Below are 25,681 nucleotides of genomic sequence, written 5' to 3'. Positions count from 1 at the left end.
TACGGCACCGTATCGAAATTGTCGATACCGGACTGGCCCTGTTCGGTGTGGCAATGATCCCGCTGGTGTGCTGGGTTGGGTATGCTGCCGGCTTTTGATGTATGCCTATTGGCAGGGTAAGTCAGATGATATAGAATTAAGGGCTTTTCACATCCTCTGCTGGCGTTCTTATCTTTCTACAACAACCCGCCAGGCAAGATGTCATGGAGTTTTCAATGAACCTGATTGCCATCATCGAGCAAGAAGAAATTGCCCGTCTGACCGAAGGTCGGACCATCCCCGAATTCGCGCCCGGCGATACCGTCGTGGTCAACGTCAATGTGGTTGAAGGTACCCGCAAGCGCGTCCAGGCCTACGAAGGCGTCGTGATCGGCCGTCGCAACCGTGGCCTGAACTCGGCTTTCATCGTGCGCAAGATCTCGTCCGGCGAAGCCGTCGAACGTACGTTCCAGCTGTATTCGCCCCAGATCGCCTCGATCGAAGTCAAGCGTCGCGGCGACGTCCGTCGTGCCAAGCTGTACTACCTGCGCGAGCGTTCGGGCAAGTCGGCTCGCATCAAGGAAAAGCTGGTGCGCAAGCAAGTCCAGGCTTAAGCCGTTTTCCGGCCCTGGTGCCGGAATCCGCAAAAAAAAGACGCCGCAAGGCGTCTTTTTTTTTGTCCATCAGCATGTCGCTGCTGTATTCATCGCTGCAGTATTCGTGCTGCCCGAATGCAGCGTGGCGGAACGGGCCGATTTCGTGCTGGAACGCCTGGAGGGCGTTTCCATGCTCCGACCATTGTCGTAACATGCAGGAGTATTCATTCTTTTTGTCTGCCATGCCACAGTCCGCTGCCAGTCGTCGAACCTCGACGGTCGTGATGACTCGCTTTGACCCTGAAGCCCAGCCCTGGGAGTCTGCGTCCCAGGGATTGCTGTCGCTGCCTGCCGATCTGCTGGAGCCAGCTGCATTGCGCGGATTGTTGCGTATCCCGCCGCCGCCGGGATGGGTCTGGAGCCAGGGGGATGGCGTCTTGCTGCGACCGTTGCCCGATGATGCACAGTTCGAGCCCGTGCAGGCGGCCGTGCTGATCCCGCTGGTCATGCGTGGCGATGGCCTGCATGTCATGCTGACCCGGCGTGCCGGGCACCTGCGCGATCATCCTGGCCAGATCAGTTTTCCAGGTGGCCGAATGGAGCCGTTCGATGTAGACACCACGGCCACGGCGCTGCGCGAGACCGAGGAAGAAACCGGCCTGGGCAGCGAGTTCATCGAGGTATTGAGTACGCTGCCTGCCTATCAGACGATCAGTGGCTACGTGGTGACGCCGGTGGTGGCGCTGGTGCGTCCAGGCTTTGAGGTGCGTATCGATCCGGACGAAGTGGAATCGGTGTTCGAGGTGCCGCTGGCTTTCCTGATGGATCCGGCCAATCACCGTCTGCACCGTTTTACGCCGCCTGATGGTCAGGCGCGACGCTATTACTCGATGCCCTGGGGCGAGTATTTCATCTGGGGCGCGACGGCCGCCATGCTGCGCAATCTCTACCGGCGGCTGTCGGCAGCCTGAGTGGTGATTTCAGGAGTGAGCGCCTGCTCTTTTGGGGTGCACAGCCACTGGGCCACTGGCTTTGAAAGCAACCGCCTCCAGGCAATGTTGCAGAAGATGGCCTGGGGTGATGGTGTGGCTTTATTTGCTCCGACCACGCTCCTGCAGGATACGGGCATACAGCGCATGGCGTTCCTGCCCGATCTGCGCGTGATCAAGCGCCTGCAATACCTGGCAACCCGGCTCGTGCAGATGGGTGCAGTTATAGAAGCGGCAGTGCGCCGCGTGCTCGGCAAACTCCGGAAAGCCCCGTTCGATATCCGAGTCGGACAGGTGGCTCAGGCCAAAGGCCTGGAAGCCCGGTGAATCAATCAGGTCGCCGTTGCCATCGGGCAGATGGTACAGGCGCGTGCTGGTGGTGGTGTGCTTGCCGGTGCCCAGCGCTGTGGATATTTCACGCGTAGCAGCCAGGGCATCAGGTACCAGGGCATTGAGCAGTGTCGATTTGCCCATGCCGCTCTGGCCCAGCAGCAGGTTGGTCTGTCCATGCAGATAGGGCAGCAGCTTGTCGCGCGCTTCTTCCTTGTGGTGTGCGCACAACTCAATGATGGGAACACCCAGCCGGTCGATATCGGTCAACTGAGCGCGGGCCTGCGCCAGCCCATCCGCCAGGTCGATCTTGTTCAGGATGATGAGGGGGCGAATATCGACGCTCCAGGCACCGACCAGTGCGCGACCCAGCAGGTCAACAGAGAAGGGCGGGGCCACGGCCAGGACGATCAGCAACTGATCGACGTTGGCGGCAAACACCTTGGTACGCATTTCGTCGGATCTGTAGAGCAGGTTGCGCCGGGGCTCGATGCGCTCGATGGCACCCTCGGCTTCGCCCTGCAGGCTGACCTGCACCCGATCCCCCACGGCAGCCTGGCCTTTCTTGCCGCGAGGAAAACAATGGCGCAGGCGGCCATCGGCAAATTCGACCGTATAGTGGCGACCATGCGCCGCGATGACCAGACCGCAGGTGATGCTGTTCATGCGGGCTGTGCTCCACCGGCAAGGCGCAGGCGTGCGATGCGCACGGCCGCAGGAGGATGGCTGTCGTAGAACGCCGAATGCAGCGGGTCGGGCGTCAGGGTGGCGGCATTGTCGTCATATAGCCGTACCAGTGCGGCGATCAGGTGATCGGCATTGCTCTGGCTGGCGGCATAGGCATCGGCCTGGAATTCATCGCGCCGCGAGCCCATGTTGGTGATGAAGGCAAAGGGGAAGGTAAAGACGGGTACGACCAGGCAGAACAGTACCAGCGCCATGGCCTGGAACGAGGCGAACTTCACGAGTTCCACGCCCAGGCCGACGTAGAACCAGAGTTGCGTTGACAAATAGCCAAGCAGCGCAAAGAAGCCCAGGCTCAGGGCAAAGCTGACGACGATGCGCTTGAGGATATGGCGATGATGGAAATGGCCCAGCTCATGGGCCAGGACGGCCTCGATCTGGTCATGGTTCAGGCGCGAGAGCAGGGTGTCGAAAAACACGATGCGGCGAGCCTTGCCGAAACCGGTGAAGTAGGCATTGCCGTGTGCCGAGCGCCGCGAGCCGTCCATGACGAACAGGCCGTTCAGCGGAAAGCCGCAGCGTGTCGCCAGGTTGCGGATGCGGCCGGCCAGGGTCTCATCCTCCAGCGGGCTGAAGCGGTTGAAGAGTGGCGCGATCCATAGCGGAAAGGCAACCAGCATCACCAGGTTGAACGCCACCCACAGCAGCCAGGCCCACAGCCACCAGAGCGTGCCGGCCTCCGTCATCAACCAGAGCACGGCGGCGGCCAGCGGCAGTCCGATCAGTGTGGACAGTACGATATTCTTGGCCAGATCGGAGAAAAACAGCGGCAGCGTCATCCGGTTAAAGCCAAAGCGGGCCTCGAGGCGGAATTGCCGCCAGAGCGAAAAGGGCAGGCCGACCAGCATCATGATGACCCCCACGCTTGCCAGCAGCAGCAACTGCGAGAGGAAACCGTTGTCGAACAGGCGTATCAGCATGAGGTCGATCGCCTGCAGCCCCCCCAACAGCGTCAGACCAACAAGCACGCCGGCATCGACGATGCGCTCGATCAGGCCCATGCGTACCCGTGCGACCGTGTAATCGGCGGCGCGCTGATGGCTGCGCAGCGAGATCCGGTCGGCGAAGATGGCCGGTACCGCATCGCGATGACGCATGACATGGGCAACCTGGCGGCGGGCCAGCCAGAAGCGCAGGCTGGCATCAAGCAGCAGGAACAGGGCGAACAGCAGGGTGAAGAGGGTCATCTGGCCGGAGCAGGTATGCGAAAATACCGGATTGATCAAACCGATAGTGTAAACGCGCACATCGCCGTTGAGGGCAAGGAAACCAAATGCAGAACGAAAACCGCCTGGTGTGGCTGGACATGGAAATGACGGGCCTCGATCCGGAAAAGGAACGCATCATCGAAGTAGCCGTGGTCGTTACCGAACCTGACCTGACCACAGTCGCCGAAGGCCCGGTTCTGGTCATTCACCAGCCCGATAGCGTGCTGGATGCCATGGATAACTGGAACAAGGGCACCCATGGCCGCAGTGGCCTGATCGACAAGGTCAAGGCCTCCACGCTGGACGAGGCGACTGCCGAGGCCCAACTGATCGCGTTTCTGTCGCAGCATGTGCCGGCCGGCAAGTCACCGCTCTGCGGCAACACCATCAGCCAGGATCGCCGCTTCATGTTCCGCTATATGCCGAAGCTCGAGGCGTTCTTTCATTACCGCAATCTGGATGTCAGCACGCTCAAGGAGTTGTGCCGGCGCTGGAAGCCCGAGCTGATCAAGGGCTTCGAGAAAAAGACCCGGCATGAGGCATTGGCGGATGTGTATGAGTCTATTGATGAGTTGAAGTATTACCGCGAGCACTTCATCAAGCTGTAGGGTGTTGACCTTCGCATTGCGAATGCGAAGGTCAAATAACTCACGCCGTGGCTACCACCCTCAAGGTGCCACGCGCCGGAACCAGACATGCAGCAAGGTGGCCGACAGCAGCAATCCCAGCGTTGCCATCAGCCACATCGCACTGGCACCCATCGGCGCACCCGCCATCAGCAGGTCGGTCAATGGCGTCAGGGCACCCTGGGCGGGGCCGAAACCCAGCCACCAGCCGCCCAGCAGGCCGAAGCCGCTCAGGGCCACGATCTGCAGCAGCAGAGGCACTACCGCAATCTTGTAGGCACGCAGGATATACGAGTTCACGCATTGCAGTGTGTCGCACAGGTGGAAGACCGGGATGATCTGCAGCAATGCCAGGGCCATCACGGCCACCTCGGCGTCGTCGGTGTAGAGCGCCACGATGGTTTCGCGCTGGGTGGTCAGCAGCAGTGCGGTCAGGATGGCACCGATGATGGCTGCCGACAGGCCTGCGTATGAAATGCGGCGCGCGGCATCGTGGCGACCGGCACCGATGGCCTGCGCGGCCAGCGATGCAGTGGCCACGCCGATCGACATCGGCATCATGAAGCAGAGTGCTGCCAGGTTGGACATGATCTGCTGTGCGCCGACTGCGTATACGCCTTCGCGAGCCACCAGCAGCGCCATGAAGGTGAAGGCGCAGACTTCCACCAGGTAGGAGCCGCCCATGGGCAGGCCCAGGCGCAGCAATTCCTGCTGGTCGCGCCAGCGGGGACGGCCCAGCGTCAGGTTGAATTGCAGGTACCAGGAATTGCGACGCAGGTAGCCGAAGCCCAGCGCCAGCGTGATCCAGGCCACCAGGGCGCTGGACAGTCCGGCACCGGTGGCACCCAGTGCCGGCAGGCCGAATTTGCCGTAGATCAGCAGCCAGTTGAAGAAGGCCTTGCAGACCAGGCCGATCAGATTGATGATCATGACCACCTGCGGGCGCGAAACCGAGGTGCCCAACGCATAGATGGTGCGAAAAACCAGTGCGGCGGGCAGGGCCAGGCACAGTGCCTGCAGGTAGCTGGCCATACCCTGGCGTACGGCAGGCTCGACGTCGCCCGAGAAAGCCAGCCAGATATTCGGAAACAGCATCAGCGCGATGCCCAGCACCGACAACGCCAGCGCCAGCCAGACACCCTGACCCCAGGCTCGGCCGACTTCGTGCAGGCGGCCGGCTCCATAGTGTTGCGCCAGGATCGGAATCAGTGCGTGCAGTACACCCATCAGGCCGACGAACACGGTCACGTAGACGGAAATCGACAGCCCCATGATCGCCAGGGCATCCGATGAGGCGTGGCCGGTCATGGCGGTATCGAGCACGGCATAGGCCATGCTGGCCCATTGCGAGATCAGTACGGGCCAGGCCTGCTTGACGATGCGCCGCATGGCGGCACCGATGCCGGCGGAATCGTGGGGGCGGTTCATGCGGGGCGGTCCGGATCAGCGCAGGCGCAGCAGCCTGAACAGCTCGTGCCGGTCAGCGGCGCGTGCGCCTTCCCAGAGTACGTGCTGGGCGTCGGCGTGCGGGGCCCGACCCTCCTCCATGGCGGAGCGGGAGGTCTGCACCAGTACGAAATTGCAGCGGCTGTCGTAGGAGAACGACTGCTTGTCGAACACGTAGAAAGCAGCGCGCTGGCTGGTGCCAAGATTGACGGCACGGATGCATTCGCCGGGGCCGATTTCGCGGGCGGCAGTCTGCGCCAGTTCGGCGGAAACGGCCCGATAGCTGCGGGCATAGTCGATGGCCGGTAGCCACAGCAGGACCAGCAGCAGCCAGGTCGTGGCCAGGCCGCCAGCCGAGAGGATGGTGCCGCGCCACAGGGCAGTCGGGCGGGCCTTGAAGCGCCAGCGCAGCAGTGCGACCCAGCCCAGGCTGACCAGGATCGCCAGCAGGGTGGGCAGCCAGTCCATGGATGGGTCAAAGCCAGTGGTCTGACGGGCGATATTGTGCGCGATCTTGGGCGGCCAGCCCAGGTGCAGGGCAATCCAGCCCAGCCAGACCGTGACGGCAGTGAGCGAGAAGCACATCACTGCGAACCAGTCCAGGGTGTTGACGATGCCCCTGCGCAGTGTCGGCAGGGAAAAGGCAGCCAGTGCTGCCGCCGGAACGACCAGGGTGATGAAATCGAGCTCGCCCGGGGTCGGTACGGCCAGCAGGCTCAGCAGGCCTGCCACCAGCAGGCCGAGGGCAATGGCGATGTGGGGGGCGTTGTACCAGCCGCGCCAGCGCGAAATAGCCAGTGCCGCCAGTGGCCAGGTAGGCCACAGGAACCAGCTCAGGTCGCGCAGGCCGCCGATGCTGCCCTTGAAGGTGGGCAGGCCATAGTAGTCAAGATTCCATTGCAGCCAACTGTCGATCCAGTACTCGCCGCGTGCGCCCTGGGCGCTGGCCGCCAGCAGCCAGGCAATGACGGGCAGGGCAGCGATGACCAGGCTGAGGGCCAGCCATTTGAGTCTTTGCCACAGCAGGCAGCCGGGACGGAAAATGAAAGGCAGCGCCAGCAGCAGCGGCAGCACGCCGGGCAGGCCTCGTGCCAGGCATGCGCCGGCCAGACCAAGCCCCAGGAAGATGGCACCGTTGAGTGGCTTGTCGAGCATGCGCGTCAGGCCGTAGAAGGCCAGTGCATTGCAGGCCAGCAGGGCCGGCACAATGCCGGTTTCGTGAACGTGTATCAGGATGCCGGCCGTGGCCAGCAGCAGCAGCAGTGCCGCATCGGCAATCATGCGGCCGTAGTCGCGCTCGTTGGGCTCGCCGCCGAAGGGCAGCGCCAGCGGCTGGGCCTCGGGCCGGCGGCCGATCAGGTAGGCACCATACCAGAGGCCTGCGGCACCCAGCAGGAACCAGAGAATATTGGGCAGTCGGGCGGCAGTGACCTCTCCCAGCCAGCCGCCGAACAGAACGGCAAACAGCCCGCCAACCCAGGCGGACAGTGGGCCGTTCTGGGCGTGGGCCATGTCGCCGATGCGCGGCAACAGCCATGCCTGCCCCCCTTCTCGGGCATTGTCCAGCATGGTGGCCATGCCGATCAGGTCATCGCTTTTCCAGGGGTCGCGCATGAACAGACCCGCCACGATATAGGCCAGCAGCAATGCGTACAGCGCCAGGCGCGGCAGTTTGGTCGTGGCCGGGGCGGTCAGGCGGGCCGGCGTGGAGCGATATAGGGGAGACACGGCGCTAATTTATCCGACTTCAAATAAAAAAGGCAGCCGCTGCGGGGCTGCCTTTGCAACGGGATACGCCGTAAGGCGTTTCCAGGTTCCGGATCAGGAAGCCTTGCTGACTGCGCCGGTGGTACGAGCGAAACGGGCACGGAACTTCTCGACGCGGCCGGCATCGACGATGCGGGTCTGGGCGCCAGTGTAGAAGGGGTGCGATTCGGCAGTCACGTCGCACTTGAAGAGCGGGTAGCTCTTGCCATCGATCTCGACGGTTTCGCGCGTGTTGACGGTCGAACGGGTGATGATCTTGCTGCCGGTTTGCTGGTCGAGGAAAACGACTTCGCGGTATTCGGGGTGAATGCCTTCTTTCATGGTATGAACGTTCCTGATTGAGAAAATGGGTCGCCGGTCCGCGCTGAAAATATTGCGCCTGCCAGGCTGGTGCAGCAAGGCTGACCACGTATCCGTAGATAACCGCCCATTCTAGCATTTTTTGTATGTACGCTGCCAACACACGGATGAAAAAGATTCCATGAGAGCCGGCAGAAATGCTAGAATCGACGTTTTCTCGTCACAACAGCAAGCGGGGCCGCTTTCCAGTCTGCCCTTGTCTTTACGGAGCTTATCATGGCTGAAATCAAGCGTACGCGTCGCAATACCCTCGAACGTCGTTGCCTGGGCAAGACGTTCAAGCGTCTGTTCATCAACGCCCCCAAGGGCGTCTTCAAGATGCTGGAAAAGGTCAAGCGCGTCTGATATCGACTCGCCTGGATAAAAAAGCCGCGTTCATCGCGGCTTTTTTTCGTCGGGCCGTTTCTGGACAAAAAGCGCCTCCGTGGCAGGGGTAGCGCCGGAACGCAGTAACAAACGTGGGGCTCAGGCTGCCGGTATCCAGGCCTGGATGGCTGCCTCTGTCTCGGTGTCCAGGATGATCTGTTCGCGCAGGCACAGCGAGCGGATGTTGTCCGTCAGCTTCTGCTGCAGTGTCGAAGGATCGTTGGGGCCGCGCTCGAAGTCGTGCCCGCGAAAGAGGATGCCGCGCAGCACGTGCTGTATGGCCGAGCGGCTGATGGGCAGTGCGGCTTCCTTGCTGGCATCTCGCAGGCGTTTGCTGGTTTCCACGAGATTGAACGGGTGCGATGCGACATCCCGGGAGAGCAGGGAGATCAGAAGACGGTATTTGCCAGGCGGCAGCAAGGGAATGTCCGTGGCTTCGTGGATACGGCTGACGATGTCATGAAGATGCAGCGCTGTTTCCCAGCCTTCGGGGGGGAGGGTATCCGCTGTGGCGGCATCCACCGCAAGCAGGCGTCCGCCCGAAGCGTTCCATTCGAAGGTGAATGGCTCAATGTCCAGAGTTTCGGAAAATTTTCGGAATGAGCCGTGTCCATCCCAGTCTGTCGCCAGTTGCGGATACTTCTGGATGATCAGATTGGCCATATGCGCACACGAAATGTTTCTTTGCGTCTGCTGCAGATGCGATCTGATCAGATCCTCTACGTCAGCGTCGACATCCATGGGTGCCGCTGAGGGCTCCGGCTCATCATCGATGCCCAGGCCATAGCGGATGAAATCGTCGGGATTGATCAGCAGGTCTGCCGAGGCGCGATATGCGGCGGATGGGAATCCGACCGCCAGCACGGTGGTACGTCTGTCCCACCGGCGCAGGCGGCGCAATACCGGCGTGAAATCCGCATCGGCGGAAAAAACGATGAATTCATCGTAGTGTGTTTCATGCTGCAGAAGATCGACGATATCCAGCACCATATGGATATCAGTGCTGGTTTTGCCGCCGCTGGTCAGGGCAGGGCAATCGACAATTTCGAAGCCGGCCATATTGAAGCGGGCGCGAAACTGCTGGTAGACCTGGGGATTGAGATAGCATCGGCGTACCAGGACGCGTCGCTTGGCATGGGCCGGGGCACCGTCCGGGAGCTGTAGTGCCTCGACCAGCCAGGACAGCCAGGCAGCAGGTTGCTGGGCAAAGCGCTCTGCGTACGTGGGGTCAAGCTGTTTCAGGCAGGAGTAGACATTGTCGAAATCGATGAAGAGCGCACTTTTCATTGACCATCCTCGTCATCGTCCGGCGGCAGGATCTGCGCGTCGGCCCCTGCGGCAAAAGGCAGCAGGTCCGGCAGGAAGTCCGACCAGGCTGCCGCCTCGCCGTCTTCATCCAGCTTGACGAAGCGTGCGCCTTCGTCATCGGTGATCTGGATCGACCAGATGTAGCGGCATTCGTAAACATCGTCCGGGCCGGGATTGAGCCCGCCGGCGTTGCCCAGCCAGAGCGTGCCGGGGCCGCCCATCTGGACAGTCGTGGTACCTTTCTCGACCTTGTCCTCGACGCTCAGCGGAATAGCGAAAATGACCCAGGCCCCATCATCCTCGAACGTGCCATGCTCGGCCAGGACCGGCTTGCCGAAGTAGGCGGTCAGGGCGTCGGCGGTGCGTGCCAGCAGCGTCAGTTCATCAGAGGAAAAGGTCAGGTTTTCCCGGGAGGCGTCAGGCAGGTCAGGGTTTGGTGTCAGGTCGGCAGACATGGTAGTCAGGATTCCGCAGTGTGGGCCAGACCGCAATGATACAGGGCGCGCAGGATAGGCTAAACTCGCCGCTTCAACCCCTTGTTTTTTCGAGTTTCCACCGAATGGCTCAATACGTTTTCACCATGCACCGCGTGGGCAAGATCGTGCCGCCCAAACGCCAGATCCTGCGCAATATTTCTCTCTCTTTTTTTCCGGGTGCCAAGATTGGCGTGCTGGGCCTCAATGGCTCGGGCAAGTCCACGCTGCTCAAGATCATGGCCGGCGTCGATAAGGAGATCGAGGGCGAAGCCGTGCCCATGCCGGATCTGAATATCGGCTACCTGCCCCAGGAGCCGCAGCTTGATCCTGCGCATACTGTGCGCCAGGCGGTAGAGGCGGGTCTGGGCGATGTGTTCACGGCTCGCAAGCGCCTGGATGAAGTCTATGCGGCCTATGCCGAGCCGGATGCCGATTTCGATGCGCTGGCTGCCGAACAGGCCGAGCTTGAAGCCATCATTGCGGCGGCCGCTTCCAGCGGTTCCGACGATATCGAGCATCAGCTCGAGATCGCCGCCGATGCGCTGCGTCTGCCGCCCTGGGATGCCGTGGTCGGCAACCTGTCCGGCGGTGAAAAGCGTCGCGTGGCGCTGTGCCGCCTGCTGTTGTCCAAGCCCGATATGCTGCTGCTCGATGAACCGACCAACCACCTTGATGCCGAGAGCGTCGAGTGGCTGGAGCAGTTCCTGCACAAGTATCCCGGCACCGTGGTGGCCGTGACCCATGATCGCTACTTCCTCGACAATGCGGCCGAATGGATCCTCGAACTGGATCGCGGTCATGGCATTCCCTGGAAGGGCAACTACAGCTCCTGGCTGGAGCAGAAGGAAGACCGCCTCAAGCAGGAAGAAGCCTCCGAGTCTGCCCGCCAGAAGACCATCCGCAAGGAGCTGGAGTGGGTGCGCCAGAATCCCAAGGGACGCCAGGCCAAGGCCAAGGCGCGTCTGGCTCGCTTCGAGGAACTCAGCTCCCACGAATACCAGAAGCGCAACGAAACCCAGGAAATCTTCATCCCGGTGGCGGATCGCCTGGGCAACGAAGTCATTGAGTTCGACGGTGTCAGCAAGGGCTATGGCGACCGTCTGCTGATCGACAATCTCAGCTTCAAGGTGCCGGCCGGTGCCATCGTCGGCATCATCGGTCCCAACGGGGCGGGTAAATCCACGCTGTTTCGCATGCTGGCAGGCAAGGAGCAACCTGATAGCGGCGAAGTCAAGATTGGTGCCACGGTCAAGATTTCCCATGTCGACCAGTCGCGTGACTCACTGCCCGATCAGCAAACCGTGTTCGATTCGATCGCCGACGGTGCCGACCTGCTCACGGTGGGCAAGTTCGAAATGCCGGCGCGCGCCTATCTGGGCCGCTTCAATTTCAAGGGCAGCGACCAGAGCAAGCAGGTTGGACTGCTTTCCGGGGGAGAGCGTGGCCGGCTGCACCTGGCCAAGACACTGATTGCCGGCGGCAACGTGCTGCTGCTTGATGAGCCTTCCAACGATCTGGATGTCGAAACCCTGCGCGCACTCGAGGATGCATTGCTCGAATTTGCCGGCACGGTGTTGGTGATCAGCCACGATCGCTGGTTCCTGGATCGGATTGCGACCCATATTCTCGCTTTTGAAGGTGACTCGCAGGCAGTATTCTTCGACGGTAATTACCAGGAATATGAAGCTGACAAGGTACGCCGCTTGGGCGAGGAGGGAGCCAAGCCGAAGCGCCTGCGCTACAAGTCGCTCAAGTAAAAACCGCAAGGAGGCGGGCTGATGACAATCTGGGCCGATGACAGTGTGTTGCTGCTGATCGATTTTCAGGAAAAACTGATGCCCGCCATGCATGATGGCACCGCCACGGTGGCGTGTGCCACCATGTTGGCTCGCGCGGCGCGTCTGCTGAAGGTGCCGGTTGTCGTGACCGAGCATCAGGCTGACAAGATCGGCCCTACGGTGTCTGCACTGGACGGCCTGGCTGATCTGGTATTTCCCAAGGTGCATTTCAGCGCAATCGAGGAGCCCGGCTTTGGTGTCGTGCTGCCGCCGGAGCGCAGTACCTTTCTGCTGGCAGGCTGGGAGGCTCATGTCTGCGTCTTGCAGACTGCGCTGGGGTTGCGGGTGGCGGGTCATCGGGTTGTCCTGCTGGCAGATGGCAGCAGTTCGCGCCGACCTGTTGATCATGCCATTGCATTGCAGCGTGCCCAGGGGCATGGCATCGAGATCGCCACGGCCGAGATGGTGCTGTTCGAGTGGCTGCATAATTGCGAAAACCCGAAGTTCAGGGATGTGCTGGCCTTGGTCAAGCAACGCTGATCGCAGCGGCAACTTGCCTTACATCAATCACGATCCGGCACGCCACGTGTGATGATGCTCATATCGATAGGAAATCCATATGAGCGAACTTCTGCATATCCACGAACCTGAGCCGTCTCCGTCGCGTCCGCAGTGGCGTGCATTCCTCGAACTGGGCTTCAGGCCCCTGTACATGGGGGGCTGCGCCTGGGCTGCCGTATCTCTGGCGGTCTGGATGTACGCGCCGGGCTGGCTGACTTCACGTCTGTTTGGCGTGGTCTGGCACGCCCATGAAATGCTGTGGGCGTTCATCGCCACCATTGCCGTGGGTTTTTTGCTGACGGCGGTCAACAATTGGACAGGGGTCAATCCCCTGAGCGGGCGCAAGTTGGGCGGGCTGGTGCTGCTCTGGCTGGTGGCCCGTATCGCTTTTCTGCTGCATGGCGATGCGGCCTTTCTGATAGGGGCGACCTGTGAACTGTTGTTCTACGCGGGTGCGGCGTGGGCCGTGGGGCGGGCGATCTATGGCACCCGCAACAAGCGTAATTATGCCGTGCCGTTGCTGATACTGGCGCTGGGGATCGCTGATGCGTTGTTTCTCCTCGAAGCCTGGCGGGGCGATTATGCAGCGTTGATGGAACGCTTCAATCAGGGATTGCTGAGCATGGCGCTGATCGCATTGCTGGTGGCGCGGCGCGTGATTCCGTTTTTTGCGTCGCGAGGGGTTCCGGGGTTGGAGATTCCCATGCATGTGCGCAGCGGGCAGTGGCAACTCTATCTGACGGCATGTGCGCTGGTCGCCAACCTGCTGCAGTGGGATATCGTGACTGCGCTGGCCCTTGTCGGTGCCGGGGGGATCTCGCTCTGGCAGTGGTTGAGCTGGAAGCCACTGGCCGTGCGTCGTGTGCCGCTGTTGTGGATTCTCTATCTGGGTTACGCAATGCTGGGTGCCGGGTTGCTGGTCGAAGCGGGGCAGCGCGCAGGATGGGAAATCCGCGTCGCATGGCCAGTGCATGTGATCGGTATCGGCGGCTTTACCCTGCTGATCATCGGCATGGTGACGCGTACGGCACTGGGGCATCTCGGGCGGCCGCTCAAGACCGATCGTTACATCGTTACCTGCTACCTGTTGATGGTGCTGGCGTTTGTGCTTCGGCTACTGGCCTTGTTGCCTGCTGCACCTGCGGTGCCGTTGCTGCACGCGGCAGCCTGCGCCTGGATCGTGTCCCTGGTGCTGTACCTGTGGCGCTTCGTGCCGTACCTGATCCGTCCCAGGGCCGATCAGCCGCGTGGTCGCGTGCTCAAGGCGACGCAGGTCCGGCTGTAGGTCGATATGCCTTGAGGCAATGCCTCAAGGCTGTTCCGATCCGATTCATTTATCGGCAGTCGCCCGCCCGCCTGAAACCGGCGGCCCGGGCGGCGTTTTCATTGTCGAACTCGATGATGTTGTGCTGCGCCATGCGGCTGTAGCCAGGGCAGCCCTGCGGCAGGTGATACACCTGGCTTCTGCGGTTGCCGCGTACCGAGGTGGTGCTGTCATGGCTGGATGCTGCCACTTGCGCCACTCTTGGCCGCGAGGCAGTTGATGGCCTGCCTGCCGGCGTGTTCCGGGCATGGCCGTGCGCGATATTCCTGAGGCCTTCGCCGCTGTTGCGATGGTCGTCCGACCATTGTCGTGCGCCACTGACGAACGGATTGCCGTGGCCCATGCGCGCCATGATGCGCTGGTCGCGCTCCAGCTCGGCGGCATCGACCGGGAACTGGCGATCCCATGACATCAACAGGCGTGCCTGCTGGCGAGACATCGGCAGGTTGTAGCGGTCATGCATGTAGAAATAGACCCGCGCCAGCAACCCCTTGGCGCTGTCCGGCGGTTCTGCAGTGCGCTGTCGGAAATCTATTCGAAAAGAACAGACACCATAGTCGGCCTGATTGTTTGCGACAGGGCCGAACGGAAAGTTCTGCCGGTCGCCATTGACTTCGCCCACGACAGGGGTGAGGTTGTGCATATCGGCTTCCATGGCATTGAATACCGGGTCGGTCTGTTGGCAGTGTCCACGGCCACCCTGCTGCCAGCATTGGCGGGCCCGTCCGAAATTGCTGGCCGGCACGATGTGCTCCCATTCAAGCCGTTCGGCCCGCTGGGGCTGGGCACGCGTGCTGTAGCCGCATGAGGTCGGCTCCATGCGTCCGCCCGAGCGACCGGTCCAGCGCCAGTCGCAGCCACAGTAGAGATCGCCGCCTGCGCCCTGGTTGCGATCATGATAGACATACTGGCGGGATTCGATCTTGGCCTGTTCGAAGTCGGAGGGGGCGGCCAGGGCCGTGCAGGGCAGGAAGACGGCAAGCAGAAGCAGGCACAGTCTGTGGGCAAGGGTGGGCATTGAAATGCTGGGCAGGCAGGGCATCAGGGCAATACAGAAAGAGATGGATGACGGGGCAGGCATACTGCCATCAACAGCGTACTTCGATCAACTCATTCCAGCAGGTCGTGGCCCGTGGCGACATGCGTTCCTGGCGCATCAGCCAGGGGGCGTCACGGTCGTGCAGGGCGCTGGCAATCTGCAGCGTATCAGGACCGAAGCGGGCATTGATTCGATCCAGCGCCACCATGGTCCTATCGTCGGCACGGGGTGACTCGGCAGGTGTAAACAGGTCATACTGGAACTGGGCATGGGCGGGCTGGATATCCATCAGGCAGACGCCGGCCTTGGCGTAGTCGCAGCCGGGTCGATAGCCACCACGCAGCCCGGCAAGAGCGGCGGCAATCAGGCGGTCGGTTCGGTTGGAGGGGGGCGTCAATGGCAGGATGGCGCTGCAGGCGTGTTGCCGGCCCGGCTTGAAATAGCTGGTTCGCGCGAATACCTGCAGGGTGCCGGCCAGTGAACCCTGTCTCCGCAGCTTTTCGGCAGCCCGGCTGGTGAAGCGGCTGATGGCCTGGAGCAGATCGTCGAGCCGGGTCACGGGCTGCCCGAAGCTGCGTGAGCAGAGGATCTGACGGCGCGGTTCCGGATGATCCTGCCAGCCCAGGCAGACCTCTCCGGCCAGTTCCCGGGCAGTATCGGCCACGGTGCTCGAAAATGCACTGCGCAGGTCTCGGGGATTGCTGCGAGCCAGGTCCAGCGCCGTGTGGATGTCCTGGGCCCGCAATCGGGGGGCGAGCCGGCGGCCGATGCCCCAGACGGCATCGACGGGCGTCAGTGCCAGTGCCCGATCACGCCGTTCCGGGGCAATGTCGCAAAGATCACAGACGCCCTGCAGGACAGGGTAGGTCTTGGCCAGATGGTTGGCCAGCTTGGCCAGTGTCTTGCTGGCACCGATGCCGACGCAGGTCGGCAGGCCGAGCCACTGTCCGATGCGACTGCGGATGGCCTGGCCGATATCCTGCCCGGTGCCCGGCAGGCCGTTCAGATCGAGGAAGGATTCATCGATGGAATAAATTTCCTGGTGTGGTGCGAACTGGCCGATCAGGGTCATCATGCGATCGCTCATGTCACCGTACAGGGCAAAATTGGCAGAGCGCGCCACCAGGCCCCGGGATTCCAGGTGCCGGATGCTGAACCACGGTGCGCCCATCCGTATGCCGAGTGCCTTGGCCTCGTGGCTGCGGGCAATGGCGCAGCCATCGTTGTTGGAGAGCACGATCAGCGGCTTGCCTGCGAGTGCCGGCTGCATGACTCTTTCACAGGCGCAATAGAAGCTGTTGCCATCGATCAGCGCGATGCGTGCCGATGCGCGGCCTTGATGATCCATGTGACGACTCCCCAGATATGCAGTTCCTGGCCTTCGCGCAACTCGATATCGGCGAAGTCGGGATTGGCAGCTCGCAGCATGACCTTGCCCTGATGCTGATGCAGGTGCTTGACGGTGAATTCGCCTTCCATCACGGCGACGACCATGTCGCCGTGCGTCGCCTGAAGCGACCTGTCCACGATGAGTACGTCGCCATCGTCAATACCTGCATCACGCATGGACTGACCTCGTGCCCGGAGATGAAAGGTGGCTTCGGGGTTGGGTGTCAGGATGCGGGCGAGATCAATGCGACGCTGACCATGGTCGGCGGCAGGGCTGGGAAAACCGCACTGGACAGTGGCACTGGTTTGCCATATTTCATGGAGATATGGAGCAGATGGCGCAATCATGTTTTGAGTGCTGTATATAAAAACAGTATTATTGCGCTTTCTGCTTCAAAGCTCCAGTCTCCCAGCAAGGCTTTCTACATGAAAGAATCAAGATGGAGTTGACGGGCCGATTTCAATAGTGCATAATTTCATCTTTGACGTACAGAACAGACGCGGGGTGGAGCAGTCTGGCAGCTCGTCGGGCTCATAACCCGAAGGTCGTAGGTTCAAATCCTGCCCCCGCAACCATTTCAGAAATGGCCTCGATTACCTAGGTAATCGAGGCCATTCTGTTTTGGCGTTGCCTGTGTGCTGCTGCTCGGGATTTTCCTTGTGTGCAGGCAGGGCGTGTCGCAGGATGGCTGCGGTTTACGGGTCGGTTATTCTGAATATATGCGCAATGTGCATATGTATCGACATGATATGTCCTTGCCCCAGGGGTTAAAACCAGTAATAATCGGGAGCAGTTGCTCATGAAAGCGATGCGCCCGGCCTGCAGGCCGTTTTGTTTCAGCTGCCGTGCGGGTGGCGTTCTCAAGGAGATGACGAGTTGGCTTTCGTCATACTGTCCGCCCGAACCCTGGCAAAATCAAAAACCAGAACCCTCAGTGTCCGTTTTTTCCTCGGGCTGACTGTGTCTGCATTGCTGCTGGCGCTTGGTCTTGGCGTGTTGATCGGCTGGCTGTGGCGTCCGGCCTTGCTGGAACCTGTGGAGCCTGTCGCCGCGCAGGCCGTATCGGATTCGGATCAGAATGTGCCAGAGGCCGTTGTGGCCCAGGATGGCCGCTTGCTGGTCGAGCGGGTGGGCGAACTGTCGGGCCGGCTGGTGCAACTGGAACTCGAGGCGCAAAGCCTGGCGGCCCGATTGGGTGCCGCCCGGGAATTCCAGGAGCGCATGCAGGGCAGCGAACAGGTCGAGGGTGGCCGTGTGGCCAAGACCCAGCCGGGATCGCCTTCCGGTGGCCCTATGCTGGCACCGCTGCCTGAAAATGACGCACCGGGCAACGATGCCGTATTGTCTGGCCCCATGCAGGGCGAGTCCTCCTCGGGCAGCGAGCAGGCGGAGGCGTCAAGCGCGGATGATTCCCCCGATGTGGCTGCTGCGTTGCTGCGCATGCAGGATGATGCGGACCGGCTGTCCACATTGCTGGCCGGTCTCGATGTTGCGACGACCTCATTGAGTCTGGCGCATATGTCATTTCCGGGGCGCACGCCTGTATCCGGCTTTCGGATGACATCGACGTTCGGCAATCGTACCGATCCGTTCAGGGGGAGGCTGGCTTTCCACAGTGGCGTCGATTTTCCTGCGCCCAGTGGTACGCCTATCCATGCCAGCGCCGGCGGGCGGGTGATCTATGCGGGCTATCGCCGCGAGTATGGACATACCGTCGAGATCGATCATGGTGCCGGCCTGGTGACACGCTATGCGCACGCATCGCGGCTGCTGGTCAGTCGCGGCATGGCCGTGATGCCGGGCCAGGAAATTGCACGTGTCGGCAATTCAGGGCGTTCTACCGGGCCACATCTGCATTTCGAAATTCTCAGGGATGGACGGTTTGTGGATCCGGCGGTCTATCTGGCGCGTTTCTAGGCAGGTGTCGATGATGTTTGGTTCCGCACAACCTGATAGTCGTACGCTGAGTACAGGGCGCATCGATCTCGCGGTCAGGCGTCCCGGCAGGAAAAAAGCCATGCTCGGCTGGAGCCTGCTATGCCTGGCGCTGGCTGCGGGCGGTTTTGCTTGGTGGGCGCAAGGGCGTACTGATTTGCCCTGGATGGCAATGGATGCAGAGTCGCTGGCAGTGGACGTGTCCGAGCCGTCATTGGCGCAATTGAAACAAGCCCTGGAACAGGCACGTGTCGATCACGACATAGAAGTGGCGACGCGGCAGGAGCTGGAGCGCCAGATTGCGACCTTGAGCGAGCAGCTCAAGGAAGCGCAGGCCGAACTGGCCTTTCTCAAATCGGTCGGCAGCAGCCCGCCGAAGACGAATTGAATGACAACCCGCGCGGTGGGGCCGCGCACGACGGACGGTCGAGAATGGCCGGGAGGCAGCATGTTCAACAAAAAACGCAAGCGGATGCTGGAAACGACCAAGCTGTCCAGCCTGATTGCCGACAATCTTGCGGTCAATGGTGATATTTCATTCAGTGGCGGACTGCGCGTGGATGGGCGCATCGATGGCAACGTCAGCGGCATCGATGGCGAAAAGAACCTGATCGTGATCAGTGACAAGGGCAGCGTCATCGGGCGCGTCAGTGTCTATGATGCAGTGGTCAATGGCACGATCACGGGTGATCTGGTGGTCGAGCATTTCCTCGAGTTGCAGGCCAATGCCCGGATTACCGGCAATATCGTGTATCGGCAACTGCAGATGGAGTGCGGTGCAGTGGTCGAAGGGCGTCTGGAAAGGGCCGAGGCTGCGCAGGAAGCCAAGGTGATCGATCTGATGGCAGCCGGTTCGGCTGCCGGGTGATGCTTGCACTGTCCTGATGGCATTGAAACACCGGGGTGTATCTTGCCAGGCAGCCCGATTCAGTCCAATGGCGTCAGCAGGTGCGGGATGAAGCGCTCATTGCGCAGGTCGAGCACCGGTTGGTCGAACTCCCTGAAGCACAGCGTCGCGACATCGGCCAGCAAGCTGTTGGGGCGGGATGTCATCCAGGCACCCAGGATGAAATTGTTGCGCCCGGCGACCTGCCCGGGTGGACAGTAGGCCTGATGGATCATGGGTGTGTCCTGATAGCTGCCACCGCTGGCGGCGGTCAGCGTGCCCTGCTCGACAATACTGATGTTTGACGACAGTCGGCCCAGGGCCGGCTTGGCGACATGGGTCGGGCCGATGGCATCGGCCTCGAAGGCTGCACGCAGGTGCGGCAGCCCGGCATGCCGGGCTGCAAAGGCCGGATCGCTGTCGTACAGATCACTGATGAAGACCAGCATTCCCTTGTGGCTGAGAAACCAGCGCCAGGCCGGTTCCATAAACGACACCTGGCCGAACCACTTGCGGTGGCTGCGAAAGGCCTCGGGAAAGGTCATGACCATTTCTTCCCAGGGCGTCAGCATGAAGATCAGGTCAGGGCGCAGGCCGGCCTGGTTCATGACGAAAGGCTGTTCCGGCATCAGGTAGTCGTAATCCAGCTCGCGGATATCCACCAGGTAAGGGTCGTAACCGGCCGCCTCGAAAAGCTGTACCAGTGTTTCGCAGGTGGTGATGTCTTCGATGAACGAGGTGTCGCAGACCACGGCGACCCGCTTGCCGCCCGCCATTCGTGTCTGCAGCATGGCAATGGTGGTATGCCACCATTCGTTGAACTGGCGTTGTGGATGGCCCAGTCCCGTTGCCAGGATGTTCTCGAGGTTGATCGATTCGAACAGCATGACGGGGGTGTTGCCGTTGAACTCATAGATTCCCGTGATGCGACCGGATGCCGGATCCACGGCAGCATCGAAGCGGCCGTAGAGTGTCTGTGCCGCCAGGCCCGGACTGTGCAGGGTGGCCCTGGCGTAGTCGATGAACATGTCGCCGTGAGCCTGCATCATGTCGCAATCGAAATAGCGTCGGATGCGCGCATTCGATCCGGTCAGCAGGACGCGTACGGCCTCGACCATCATGGCGTAATAGCGTGTGAGGGTGGCTGCCATCTCGTCGGCGGCGGATTCCTGCAGCAGATAGAAGGGCATGGCTGCCCGGTGCGCGATGGGAAATGAAAACAGATCGGCCAGCTCGCTGTTGAGCTGGCCGTGATCGGTATAGAACAGATGCGTGAGCGGCAACTCCTGCGAGAGCAGGGTGGCCGCGTCGAAGTCGATGCTGTATGTCCGCGCCGTGATGGCAGCGGTCATGCGCCGCCCCCGTAGCTGTTGCTGCGCGAGGAGGATGAGTTGAATGCACCGCTGGCGCGGGTTTGCTGGGAGGCACGCGAGGCGGCCGAGCCGAACGAGGACATGCGCTTCTTTTCGGTGACGGCAGACTGGTAAGTGCGGGTACCCTGCTGCTTGGCCTGGTCATATTGGGCCGGGGAGCCGTAGCTCTGGGTCCGGCCCATGCGGTTCATGAACATGCTGCCCAGCATGTAGCCCATCAGTGCGCCGGTCATACCAGAGACGAAACTGCTGCCCCCATTGCCTGCGTTGTCGGCATATTCGGGTACCTTCTCTGCCAGCGCATCGGACTGCCAGGTCGTGATGCTGCCGTCGGGGTTCTGGCGAGCCACATTGATGACCTTGTTGCCATTGGCGTCCACGCCGAAATAGACATCCTGGATCGTGGGATCATTCTTGCGCAACTCGGTCAGCAGCTCGCGAGCCTGGGCCTGATCGGCATTGAGCTCACTCAGGATACTGGCCTGCAACTGTTCGGGGCTGATGCCGGCTTCGGGGGGCGTATTCTGTTCGCAGCCGGCCAACAGGATCACGCTGGCGCCGGTGAGAGTGGCGGCAATCGTGTGGCGTTTCATGCGTTTCTCCGCAGGGTCGTACTTGAAGCCGTTAACTGTAACGCATCCATCATGACCCTGTCCAAACGGAAAGGGCGATTGAAACAAGCCTGCATGAGGCAGTGCAAACAAGTCTGCCCGGAATTGAGAAATGTGAAGATTGCGTGAAGATTCTGCTTGCGAATAATTCGTATTAGGATTACTATGTTTTATTGTCCGGGAGCTGCGATAGGCTCCGTCTTACCGCTTTCCAGGTTGTTTTTTCACGGCTGATTCATGCCCCTGTTTACCCCGCCCCATCGAGAGCAAAGCTCATCCCTTCCCCTGAAGGTGGGCGCCGGTTTCGCCGTACTTGCACTGCATGCAGCGGTCATCGGTGCCTTGCTGTACCAGTCGAGCACGCACCTGATTCTGGAAGAGCCAGAAGCCGTGACGGTCCGCTTTGTCGAGCTTGGCCCCGATCCACAGGATGTGCTGGGTCCGCAAAACGAAAACCCGCCTGCGCTGGCAGCCCCCGTCCAGGAAGAGCAGCCCGAGGTCACTCCCGAGCCGGAGCCCGAGCCCGAAGAAGTCGAGCCGGAACCCGAGCCTGAGCCGGAGCCCGAAATCATTCCTGAGCCGGAGCCTGAACCCGAGCCGGCTCCGGTCATCCCCAAGCCAAAACCCAAGCCCAGGCCCCAGCCTCGGCCCCAGCCGGTAGTCCAGCCGCAGCCTGATCCGGTACCGCAGGAGCTGGTAACCCAGGATGCCCCGGCTTCGGCCACGCCGCCCAGCGGTACGCCCGAAGGCACCAGCGCACCGCAGGGGCCGCAGGGCGAACCCAATGACGAGCCCCGTCTCATTGGCCGAGTGGACTACATGGGGCGCCGGCCCGAGCCTGTCTACCCGCGCGCCTCACTGCAGCGGCGCGAACAGGGCGAAGTCATCGTCCGTGTGCTGATCAATGTCGAGGGCTATGTCGACAAGGCGACCGTACAGCGCTCGTCAGGCCATGACCGGCTTGATCGTTCGGCCCTTGATGCTTCCTACAAGGCGCGTTTCCGGCCCTATACCGAAAACGGCATCCCCTACCCGGCGCTGGCCGATATCCCATTCAATTTCGTTTTAAGGAACTGAGAGCATGTCTCTATTTTTGCAACTGACCACCGCGCTGTCGCAAGTGGCGCCTGCCGTGAGCGGTGCCGCAACCGACACCGCCGCCGCAGCGTCCGGTGCGGCAGCCGCAAGCCAGACGGCTCCGCAGACCTCGGCAGAGGGAACCACGCAACTGGCCCAGAGCGCGATCGATGCCGCCAATGCAGCCGCCGCACCGGCCGCCGATGCGACCAACGCCGCTGCTGCGTCGATGACCAGCGTGACCGACCTGGCCGTGGCTGCAGCCACCCAGGCGGGTGATCAGGCCGCCGTCTCGTCGATGGGCTTCATGCATTTCGTTGGCCAGAGCGACATGGTGGGCAAGTTCCTGTTCATCGTGCTGATTCTGATGTCGCTGGTGACCTGGTACCTCATCGTCGTCAAGGCGATCATCAACTGGCGCACGTCGCGTCGTGCCAAGGAATTCCTGAATACCTTCTGGAATGCCAGCTCGCTGGAACAGGTCGAAAATGAAATCGTCACCCATGGTGCCAACGATCCGTTTTCGCATCTGGCCAGCCATGCCATCCACGCTGGCGAGCATCACGTCAAATACGGTGCCAAGAAGCTGGAAGAGGCCGGTTCCAAGCGTGAGTTCGTGACCCGCACCATGCGCAAGGTCATCGATGAAGAGACGGCCAAGCTCGAAAACGGCCTGACGGTGCTGGCGTCGGTTGGTTCGACTGCGCCGTTCGTCGGGTTGTTCGGTACGGTCTGGGGCGTATATCACGCGCTGGTCGGCATCGGTCTGGCCGATGGCGTCACCATCAACCGCATTGCCGGCCCCGTGGGCGAGGCGCTGATCATGACCGGCCTGGGTCTGGCGGTCGCCATTCCGGCGGTACTGGCCTACAACACGTTCGTGCGTGGCAATCGCGTGCTGTTGGCCAACCTCGATACGTTCGCCTACGACCTGTTCACTTTCATCACGACCGGCCATCAGCAGCAGCAGACGACCGGCAACGGCAACGGCAAGGTATCCAAGCAGGCGCGCCGTGATGGTGAAACCAAGGGCGCAGCCGCCCTGGCAGCGGCACCCTCGGTCTCGCAAGGGGAGCAATAATGGCTTTCGGCGGCTTCGACAACAAGGGCCAGGGAGGTGGTGGCCACACCATGTCGGAAATCAACATGGTGCCGCTGATCGACGTCATGCTGGTGCTGCTGGTCATCTTCATCATCACGGCACCGTTGCTGGCGCACTCCATCAAGATCAACCTGCCGCAGGCCAGTGCCGAGCAGATCGAGGAAGATCCGGTCACGCTCGACCTGGCCATCGATGCTTCCGGCCAGATATTCTGGAACGAGGAGCCCATCGAGATGCCGGCGCTGTTCAACCGGTTCGCCGCCATCACCAGTGAAAAGCCACAGCCCGAGATCCGCATCCGTGCCGACCTCAATACCCGCTACGAAATCCTGGCCGACGTGATGTCTTCGGCCAAGCGTGCCGGCATGAAGCGGATCGGCTTCATTACCCAGCCGCGTCCTTCGGAGCCGGCTCCCGAGGTGGCTGCACCCTGATTCCGCAATCATCCTGCGACACTTGAAGTCGCTTTCGGCCCCCTGCCATCGACATGATGGAGGGGGCCGTTTCAATGAGGTTGCATCGTGTCGCCATGCCTGCCGTGGAAGTCTTTCTGTTGTCTTGTCGCAATCGCTGAACAGTGGCGACTCCTGCGCTAGAATGCGCGTTATGAGAGTGCTCCTGATTGAAGACGATGCGGTGCTGGGCCGGGCTCTGGACGAGTTCCTGAAAGGGCAGGGCTATGCCGTGGACTGGCTGACCGAAGGGCGACAGGTGATCGAAACCCTGACGCTGCAGGCCTACGACCTGGTGCTGCTGGATCTCAACCTGCCGGACACCGATGGGCTGGTGCTTCTGTCACAGATGCGCAGCCAGGCCGTCATGGTGCCGGTACTGATCCTGACGGCGCGCGATGGCGTCAATGAACGGGTGGCAGGGTTGGATTGCGGCGCTGACGATTACCTGGTCAAGCCGTTCGATCTGCCCGAACTGGCCGCCCGTGTCCGGGTCTTTGCGCGTCGGCAGAGCCAGCAGGCCCTGTCTCGTGTTCAGGCGGGGCCGCTCTGGCTCGATAGCGTCAATCGTGAAATCACTGCCGAGGGCGAGCGTCTTGCCCTGTCGGCACGCGAATTCTCGGTACTCGAAATGCTGATGATGCGCAGCGGCCGTGTCGTGACCAAGCAGCAGATCGTCAATTCCCTGTCTGCCTGGGATACCGATTTCAGCGAAAATGCGGTGGAGGTCTATATCTACCGCCTGCGCAAGCGCCTGGATGCGCTGCCGGTGTCGATCCAGACCATACGTGGCTTCGGCTACATGCTCAATGTCGCGGATGATGAGGCCGCAGCAGGCTGAACCGGCCTGGCGGGCCCGCATGGGGCGGCGTACGCTGGTACGGCATCTCAGTGTGCGCCTGCTGCCGGCGGTGTTGCTGCTGACGGCACTTGATCTGGGCGCTACCTGGTTGATCACGCATCAGGTCGATCTCGAAACCTGGCAGCTCGACGAGATATTCTGGGTCATGGTGGCGGGCCAGGTGGCGCTGATGCTGCTGTTTTTTGGGCTGGTGATCTCCGGCATCCGCTCCGGGCTGCGTGGTGTCTATAGGCTGTCCGACGAGTTGCGCAGCCGCTCCATCGAGGATCTCCAGGCGCTCGACGTGGATCAGGTGCCTCGCGAGATTGCGCCACTGGTAGTCCATACCAATGACCTGCTGGGCCGCCTGGAGGCTTCCGTTCAGGCCCAGCGCCGCTTTGTCGGCCATGCCGCTCATCAGTTGCGCACGCCCCTGACTGGTTTGAAACTGGAGTCCGAGCTCCTGCTCGAACAGCCCCTGAACGACGATATCCAGGCCCGTGTGATGCGGATCAAGCAGTCTACCGATCGCATGATCCGGTTGGGGCAGCAATTGCTGGTGTTGGCACGGGCTGATCCCGGAACCCGTCCACAGGATGCCTTCATGCGTCTCGACCTGGCGGAAGAGGTCCGCAATGTGGGTATGGAATGGGTGCCGCGTGCCTATGCGCAATCGGTCGCGCTGGAGCTGGATGCGCCGGTCACACCGGTCTGGATCGATGGTGATGCAGTTCTGCTGGCTGAACTGATCGGCAATGTCCTGGACAACGCATTGCGCTATGGTGCCCGGCCAGGCTTGATCCGTCTGGGGGTGGGGCATGCCCCGCCTTCTCTGATCATCGAGGATGATGGGCCCGGCATGGGCGAGCAGGACCAGAAAAGAGCCTTCGAGGCGTTCTATCGCGTGCCGGCCAGCACGTCTGGCGGTGCAGGGCTCGGCCTTGCCATCGTGCGTGAGATTGCCCAGGCGCATGGCGGCTGGTGCCGCCTGGAGAGCGGCAGCGGCGGGCGTGGGCTGCGGGTGGTGATCGTGTTTCCCGGGCCACGCATCGGTGCCCGGCTGACACGCGGCGCGGTATCCAGCGCCGCTTGAGGCATACAGCCAGCCATTTTGGCG

The 25,681-nt window shown here is 61.6% G+C and carries 28 protein-coding genes and 1 tRNA gene; 16 read left to right on the top strand and 13 right to left on the bottom strand.

What is annotated here, in order from left to right; all coding sequences use genetic code 11:
• Window positions 1–215: 215 nt before the first annotated feature.
• Complete coding sequence (gene rplS, locus ABN482_RS02710; protein WP_109061624.1) at window positions 216–593, top strand: 50S ribosomal protein L19; 378 nt, start codon at window positions 216–218, stop codon at window positions 591–593.
• Here the strand turns inward: rplS and ABN482_RS02705 are convergent.
• A complete protein-coding gene (locus tag ABN482_RS02705) occupies window positions 556–819 on the bottom strand; it encodes a hypothetical protein (protein ID WP_349502545.1) in 264 nt (87 codons plus the stop codon). The two genes, rplS and ABN482_RS02705, sit on opposite strands and share 38 nt — an antisense overlap.
• 40 nt (window positions 820–859) lie before the next feature.
• Here ABN482_RS02705 and ABN482_RS02700 point away from each other — a divergent pair, with 40 nt between their 5' ends.
• Window positions 860–1,546, top strand: coding sequence for a CoA pyrophosphatase (locus tag ABN482_RS02700; protein WP_502877223.1), 687 nt, complete (start codon window positions 860–862; stop codon window positions 1,544–1,546).
• Between the two features lie 120 nt (window positions 1,547–1,666).
• Here the strand turns inward: ABN482_RS02700 and rsgA are convergent, their stop codons facing one another.
• Window positions 1,667–2,560: a ribosome small subunit-dependent GTPase A gene (gene rsgA, locus ABN482_RS02695; protein WP_349502543.1), complete on the bottom strand. Its 894-nt coding sequence runs from the start codon at window positions 2,558–2,560 to the stop codon at window positions 1,667–1,669.
• Window positions 2,557–3,825, bottom strand: coding sequence for a M48 family metallopeptidase (locus ABN482_RS02690; protein ID WP_349502542.1), 1,269 nt, complete (start codon window positions 3,823–3,825; stop codon window positions 2,557–2,559). Before ABN482_RS02690 ends, rsgA begins: the two co-directional genes overlap by 4 nt.
• Window positions 3,826–3,911: 86 nt before the next feature.
• Here ABN482_RS02690 and orn point away from each other — a divergent pair, with 86 nt between their 5' ends.
• Window positions 3,912–4,454, top strand: a complete 543-nt coding sequence (gene orn / locus ABN482_RS02685; protein ID WP_143858381.1) for an oligoribonuclease — start codon at window positions 3,912–3,914, stop codon at window positions 4,452–4,454.
• Window positions 4,455–4,514: 60 nt separating this feature from the next.
• Here orn and ABN482_RS02680 read toward each other — a convergent pair whose 3' ends face one another.
• The 3 genes from ABN482_RS02680 to ABN482_RS02670 form a co-directional block, all read right to left on the bottom strand.
• Complete coding sequence (locus ABN482_RS02680) at window positions 4,515–5,900, bottom strand: MATE family efflux transporter (RefSeq protein ID WP_349502541.1); 1,386 nt, start codon at window positions 5,898–5,900, stop codon at window positions 4,515–4,517.
• Between the two features lie 15 nt (window positions 5,901–5,915).
• Complete coding sequence (locus ABN482_RS02675) at window positions 5,916–7,646, bottom strand: ArnT family glycosyltransferase (protein WP_349502540.1); 1,731 nt, start codon at window positions 7,644–7,646, stop codon at window positions 5,916–5,918.
• 93 nt (window positions 7,647–7,739) lie between these two features.
• Window positions 7,740–8,006 (bottom strand): type B 50S ribosomal protein L31, encoded by a 267-nt coding sequence (locus ABN482_RS02670; RefSeq protein WP_109061602.1) that lies wholly within the window; start codon window positions 8,004–8,006, stop codon window positions 7,740–7,742.
• A 255-nt stretch (window positions 8,007–8,261) separates the two neighbouring features.
• Between ABN482_RS02670 and ABN482_RS02665 the strand changes: the two genes are divergently transcribed.
• Complete coding sequence (locus ABN482_RS02665; RefSeq protein WP_275667547.1) at window positions 8,262–8,390, top strand: hypothetical protein; 129 nt, start codon at window positions 8,262–8,264, stop codon at window positions 8,388–8,390.
• 120 nt (window positions 8,391–8,510) lie between these two features.
• Here ABN482_RS02665 and ABN482_RS02660 read toward each other — a convergent pair whose 3' ends face one another.
• Both ABN482_RS02660 and ABN482_RS02655 read right to left on the bottom strand, forming a co-directional pair.
• The gene (locus ABN482_RS02660) at window positions 8,511–9,698 is read right to left on the bottom strand and encodes an NYN domain-containing protein (protein ID WP_349502539.1); all 1,188 of its coding nucleotides are present in this window, start codon (window positions 9,696–9,698) and stop codon (window positions 8,511–8,513) included.
• Complete coding sequence (locus ABN482_RS02655) at window positions 9,695–10,174, bottom strand: hypothetical protein (RefSeq protein ID WP_349502538.1); 480 nt, start codon at window positions 10,172–10,174, stop codon at window positions 9,695–9,697. Before ABN482_RS02655 ends, ABN482_RS02660 begins: the two co-directional genes overlap by 4 nt.
• Before the next feature lie 104 nt (window positions 10,175–10,278).
• Between ABN482_RS02655 and ettA the strand changes: the two genes are divergently transcribed.
• The 3 genes from ettA to ABN482_RS02640 all read left to right on the top strand — a co-directional run bounded on the left by ettA (window position 10,279) and on the right by ABN482_RS02640 (window position 13,819).
• Window positions 10,279–11,952: an energy-dependent translational throttle protein EttA gene (ettA, locus tag ABN482_RS02650; RefSeq protein WP_349502537.1), complete on the top strand. Its 1,674-nt coding sequence runs from the start codon at window positions 10,279–10,281 to the stop codon at window positions 11,950–11,952.
• 21 nt (window positions 11,953–11,973) lie between these two features.
• Entirely contained in the window at window positions 11,974–12,513 is a 540-nt protein-coding gene (locus ABN482_RS02645; RefSeq protein ID WP_349502536.1) for an isochorismatase family protein, read from the top strand.
• A gap of 79 nt (window positions 12,514–12,592) precedes the next feature.
• On the top strand, window positions 12,593–13,819 hold the full coding sequence (locus tag ABN482_RS02640) for an NnrS family protein (protein ID WP_349502535.1): 1,227 nt from the start codon (window positions 12,593–12,595) through the stop codon (window positions 13,817–13,819).
• Window positions 13,820–13,868: 49 nt separating this feature from the next.
• Here ABN482_RS02640 and ABN482_RS02635 read toward each other — a convergent pair whose 3' ends face one another.
• The 3 genes from ABN482_RS02635 to ABN482_RS02625 form a co-directional block, all read right to left on the bottom strand.
• Entirely contained in the window at window positions 13,869–14,876 is a 1,008-nt protein-coding gene (locus ABN482_RS02635; RefSeq protein WP_349502534.1) for an endonuclease, read from the bottom strand.
• A 70-nt stretch (window positions 14,877–14,946) separates the two neighbouring features.
• On the bottom strand, window positions 14,947–16,245 hold the full coding sequence (locus ABN482_RS02630; RefSeq protein ID WP_349502533.1) for a Y-family DNA polymerase: 1,299 nt from the start codon (window positions 16,243–16,245) through the stop codon (window positions 14,947–14,949).
• Window positions 16,206–16,634, bottom strand: coding sequence for a LexA family protein (locus tag ABN482_RS02625; protein WP_349502532.1), 429 nt, complete (start codon window positions 16,632–16,634; stop codon window positions 16,206–16,208). Before ABN482_RS02625 ends, ABN482_RS02630 begins: the two co-directional genes overlap by 40 nt.
• A 151-nt stretch (window positions 16,635–16,785) precedes the next feature.
• Between ABN482_RS02625 and ABN482_RS02620 the strand changes: the two genes are divergently transcribed.
• The 4 genes from ABN482_RS02620 (at window position 16,786) to ABN482_RS02605 (ending at window position 19,090) form a co-directional block, all read left to right on the top strand.
• Window positions 16,786–16,862: transfer RNA gene (locus tag ABN482_RS02620), tRNA-Met, on the top strand.
• A 385-nt stretch (window positions 16,863–17,247) separates the two neighbouring features.
• Window positions 17,248–18,204, top strand: coding sequence for a M23 family metallopeptidase (locus ABN482_RS02615; RefSeq protein WP_349502531.1), 957 nt, complete (start codon window positions 17,248–17,250; stop codon window positions 18,202–18,204).
• A gap of 10 nt (window positions 18,205–18,214) precedes the next feature.
• Window positions 18,215–18,610, top strand: coding sequence for a hypothetical protein (locus ABN482_RS02610; RefSeq protein WP_349502530.1), 396 nt, complete (start codon window positions 18,215–18,217; stop codon window positions 18,608–18,610).
• Window positions 18,611–18,670: 60 nt separating this feature from the next.
• Window positions 18,671–19,090, top strand: a complete 420-nt coding sequence (locus tag ABN482_RS02605; protein WP_349502529.1) for a bactofilin family protein — start codon at window positions 18,671–18,673, stop codon at window positions 19,088–19,090.
• Window positions 19,091–19,149: 59 nt separating this feature from the next.
• On the opposite strand, the gene ABN482_RS02600 is transcribed toward ABN482_RS02605, so the two are convergent.
• Both ABN482_RS02600 and ABN482_RS02595 read right to left on the bottom strand, forming a co-directional pair.
• Window positions 19,150–20,460 carry a glutathionylspermidine synthase family protein gene (locus ABN482_RS02600; protein ID WP_349502528.1) on the bottom strand — a complete coding sequence of 437 codons (1,311 nt, stop codon included), beginning with the start codon at window positions 20,458–20,460 and terminating at the stop codon, window positions 19,150–19,152.
• Complete coding sequence (locus ABN482_RS02595) at window positions 20,457–21,074, bottom strand: hypothetical protein (protein ID WP_349502527.1); 618 nt, start codon at window positions 21,072–21,074, stop codon at window positions 20,457–20,459. The genes ABN482_RS02600 and ABN482_RS02595 overlap by 4 nt, the downstream gene beginning before the upstream one ends.
• A gap of 255 nt (window positions 21,075–21,329) precedes the next feature.
• Here ABN482_RS02595 and ABN482_RS02590 point away from each other — a divergent pair, with 255 nt between their 5' ends.
• From ABN482_RS02590 to ABN482_RS02570, 5 genes are all read left to right on the top strand, one after another.
• Complete coding sequence (locus ABN482_RS02590) at window positions 21,330–22,169, top strand: energy transducer TonB (protein WP_349502526.1); 840 nt, start codon at window positions 21,330–21,332, stop codon at window positions 22,167–22,169.
• A gap of 4 nt (window positions 22,170–22,173) precedes the next feature.
• A complete protein-coding gene (locus ABN482_RS02585) occupies window positions 22,174–23,250 on the top strand; it encodes a MotA/TolQ/ExbB proton channel family protein (RefSeq protein ID WP_502877222.1) in 1,077 nt (358 codons plus the stop codon).
• Window positions 23,250–23,705, top strand: a complete 456-nt coding sequence (locus ABN482_RS02580; RefSeq protein WP_349502525.1) for an ExbD/TolR family protein — start codon at window positions 23,250–23,252, stop codon at window positions 23,703–23,705. The genes ABN482_RS02585 and ABN482_RS02580 overlap by 1 nt, the downstream gene beginning before the upstream one ends.
• 172 nt (window positions 23,706–23,877) lie before the next feature.
• A complete protein-coding gene (locus tag ABN482_RS02575) occupies window positions 23,878–24,564 on the top strand; it encodes a response regulator (protein WP_349502524.1) in 687 nt (228 codons plus the stop codon).
• A complete protein-coding gene (locus tag ABN482_RS02570; RefSeq protein WP_349502523.1) occupies window positions 24,542–25,657 on the top strand; it encodes a sensor histidine kinase in 1,116 nt (371 codons plus the stop codon). The genes ABN482_RS02575 and ABN482_RS02570 overlap by 23 nt, the downstream gene beginning before the upstream one ends.
• Window positions 25,658–25,681: the final 24 nt, after the last annotated feature.

Source organism: Corticimicrobacter sp. (assembly GCF_040137905.1).
Classification (GTDB): Bacteria; Pseudomonadota; Gammaproteobacteria; order Burkholderiales; family Burkholderiaceae_B; genus Corticimicrobacter.
The sequence above is the reverse complement of the archived record's forward strand: the minus strand, read 5'-3'. Positions and strand labels throughout refer to the sequence as shown.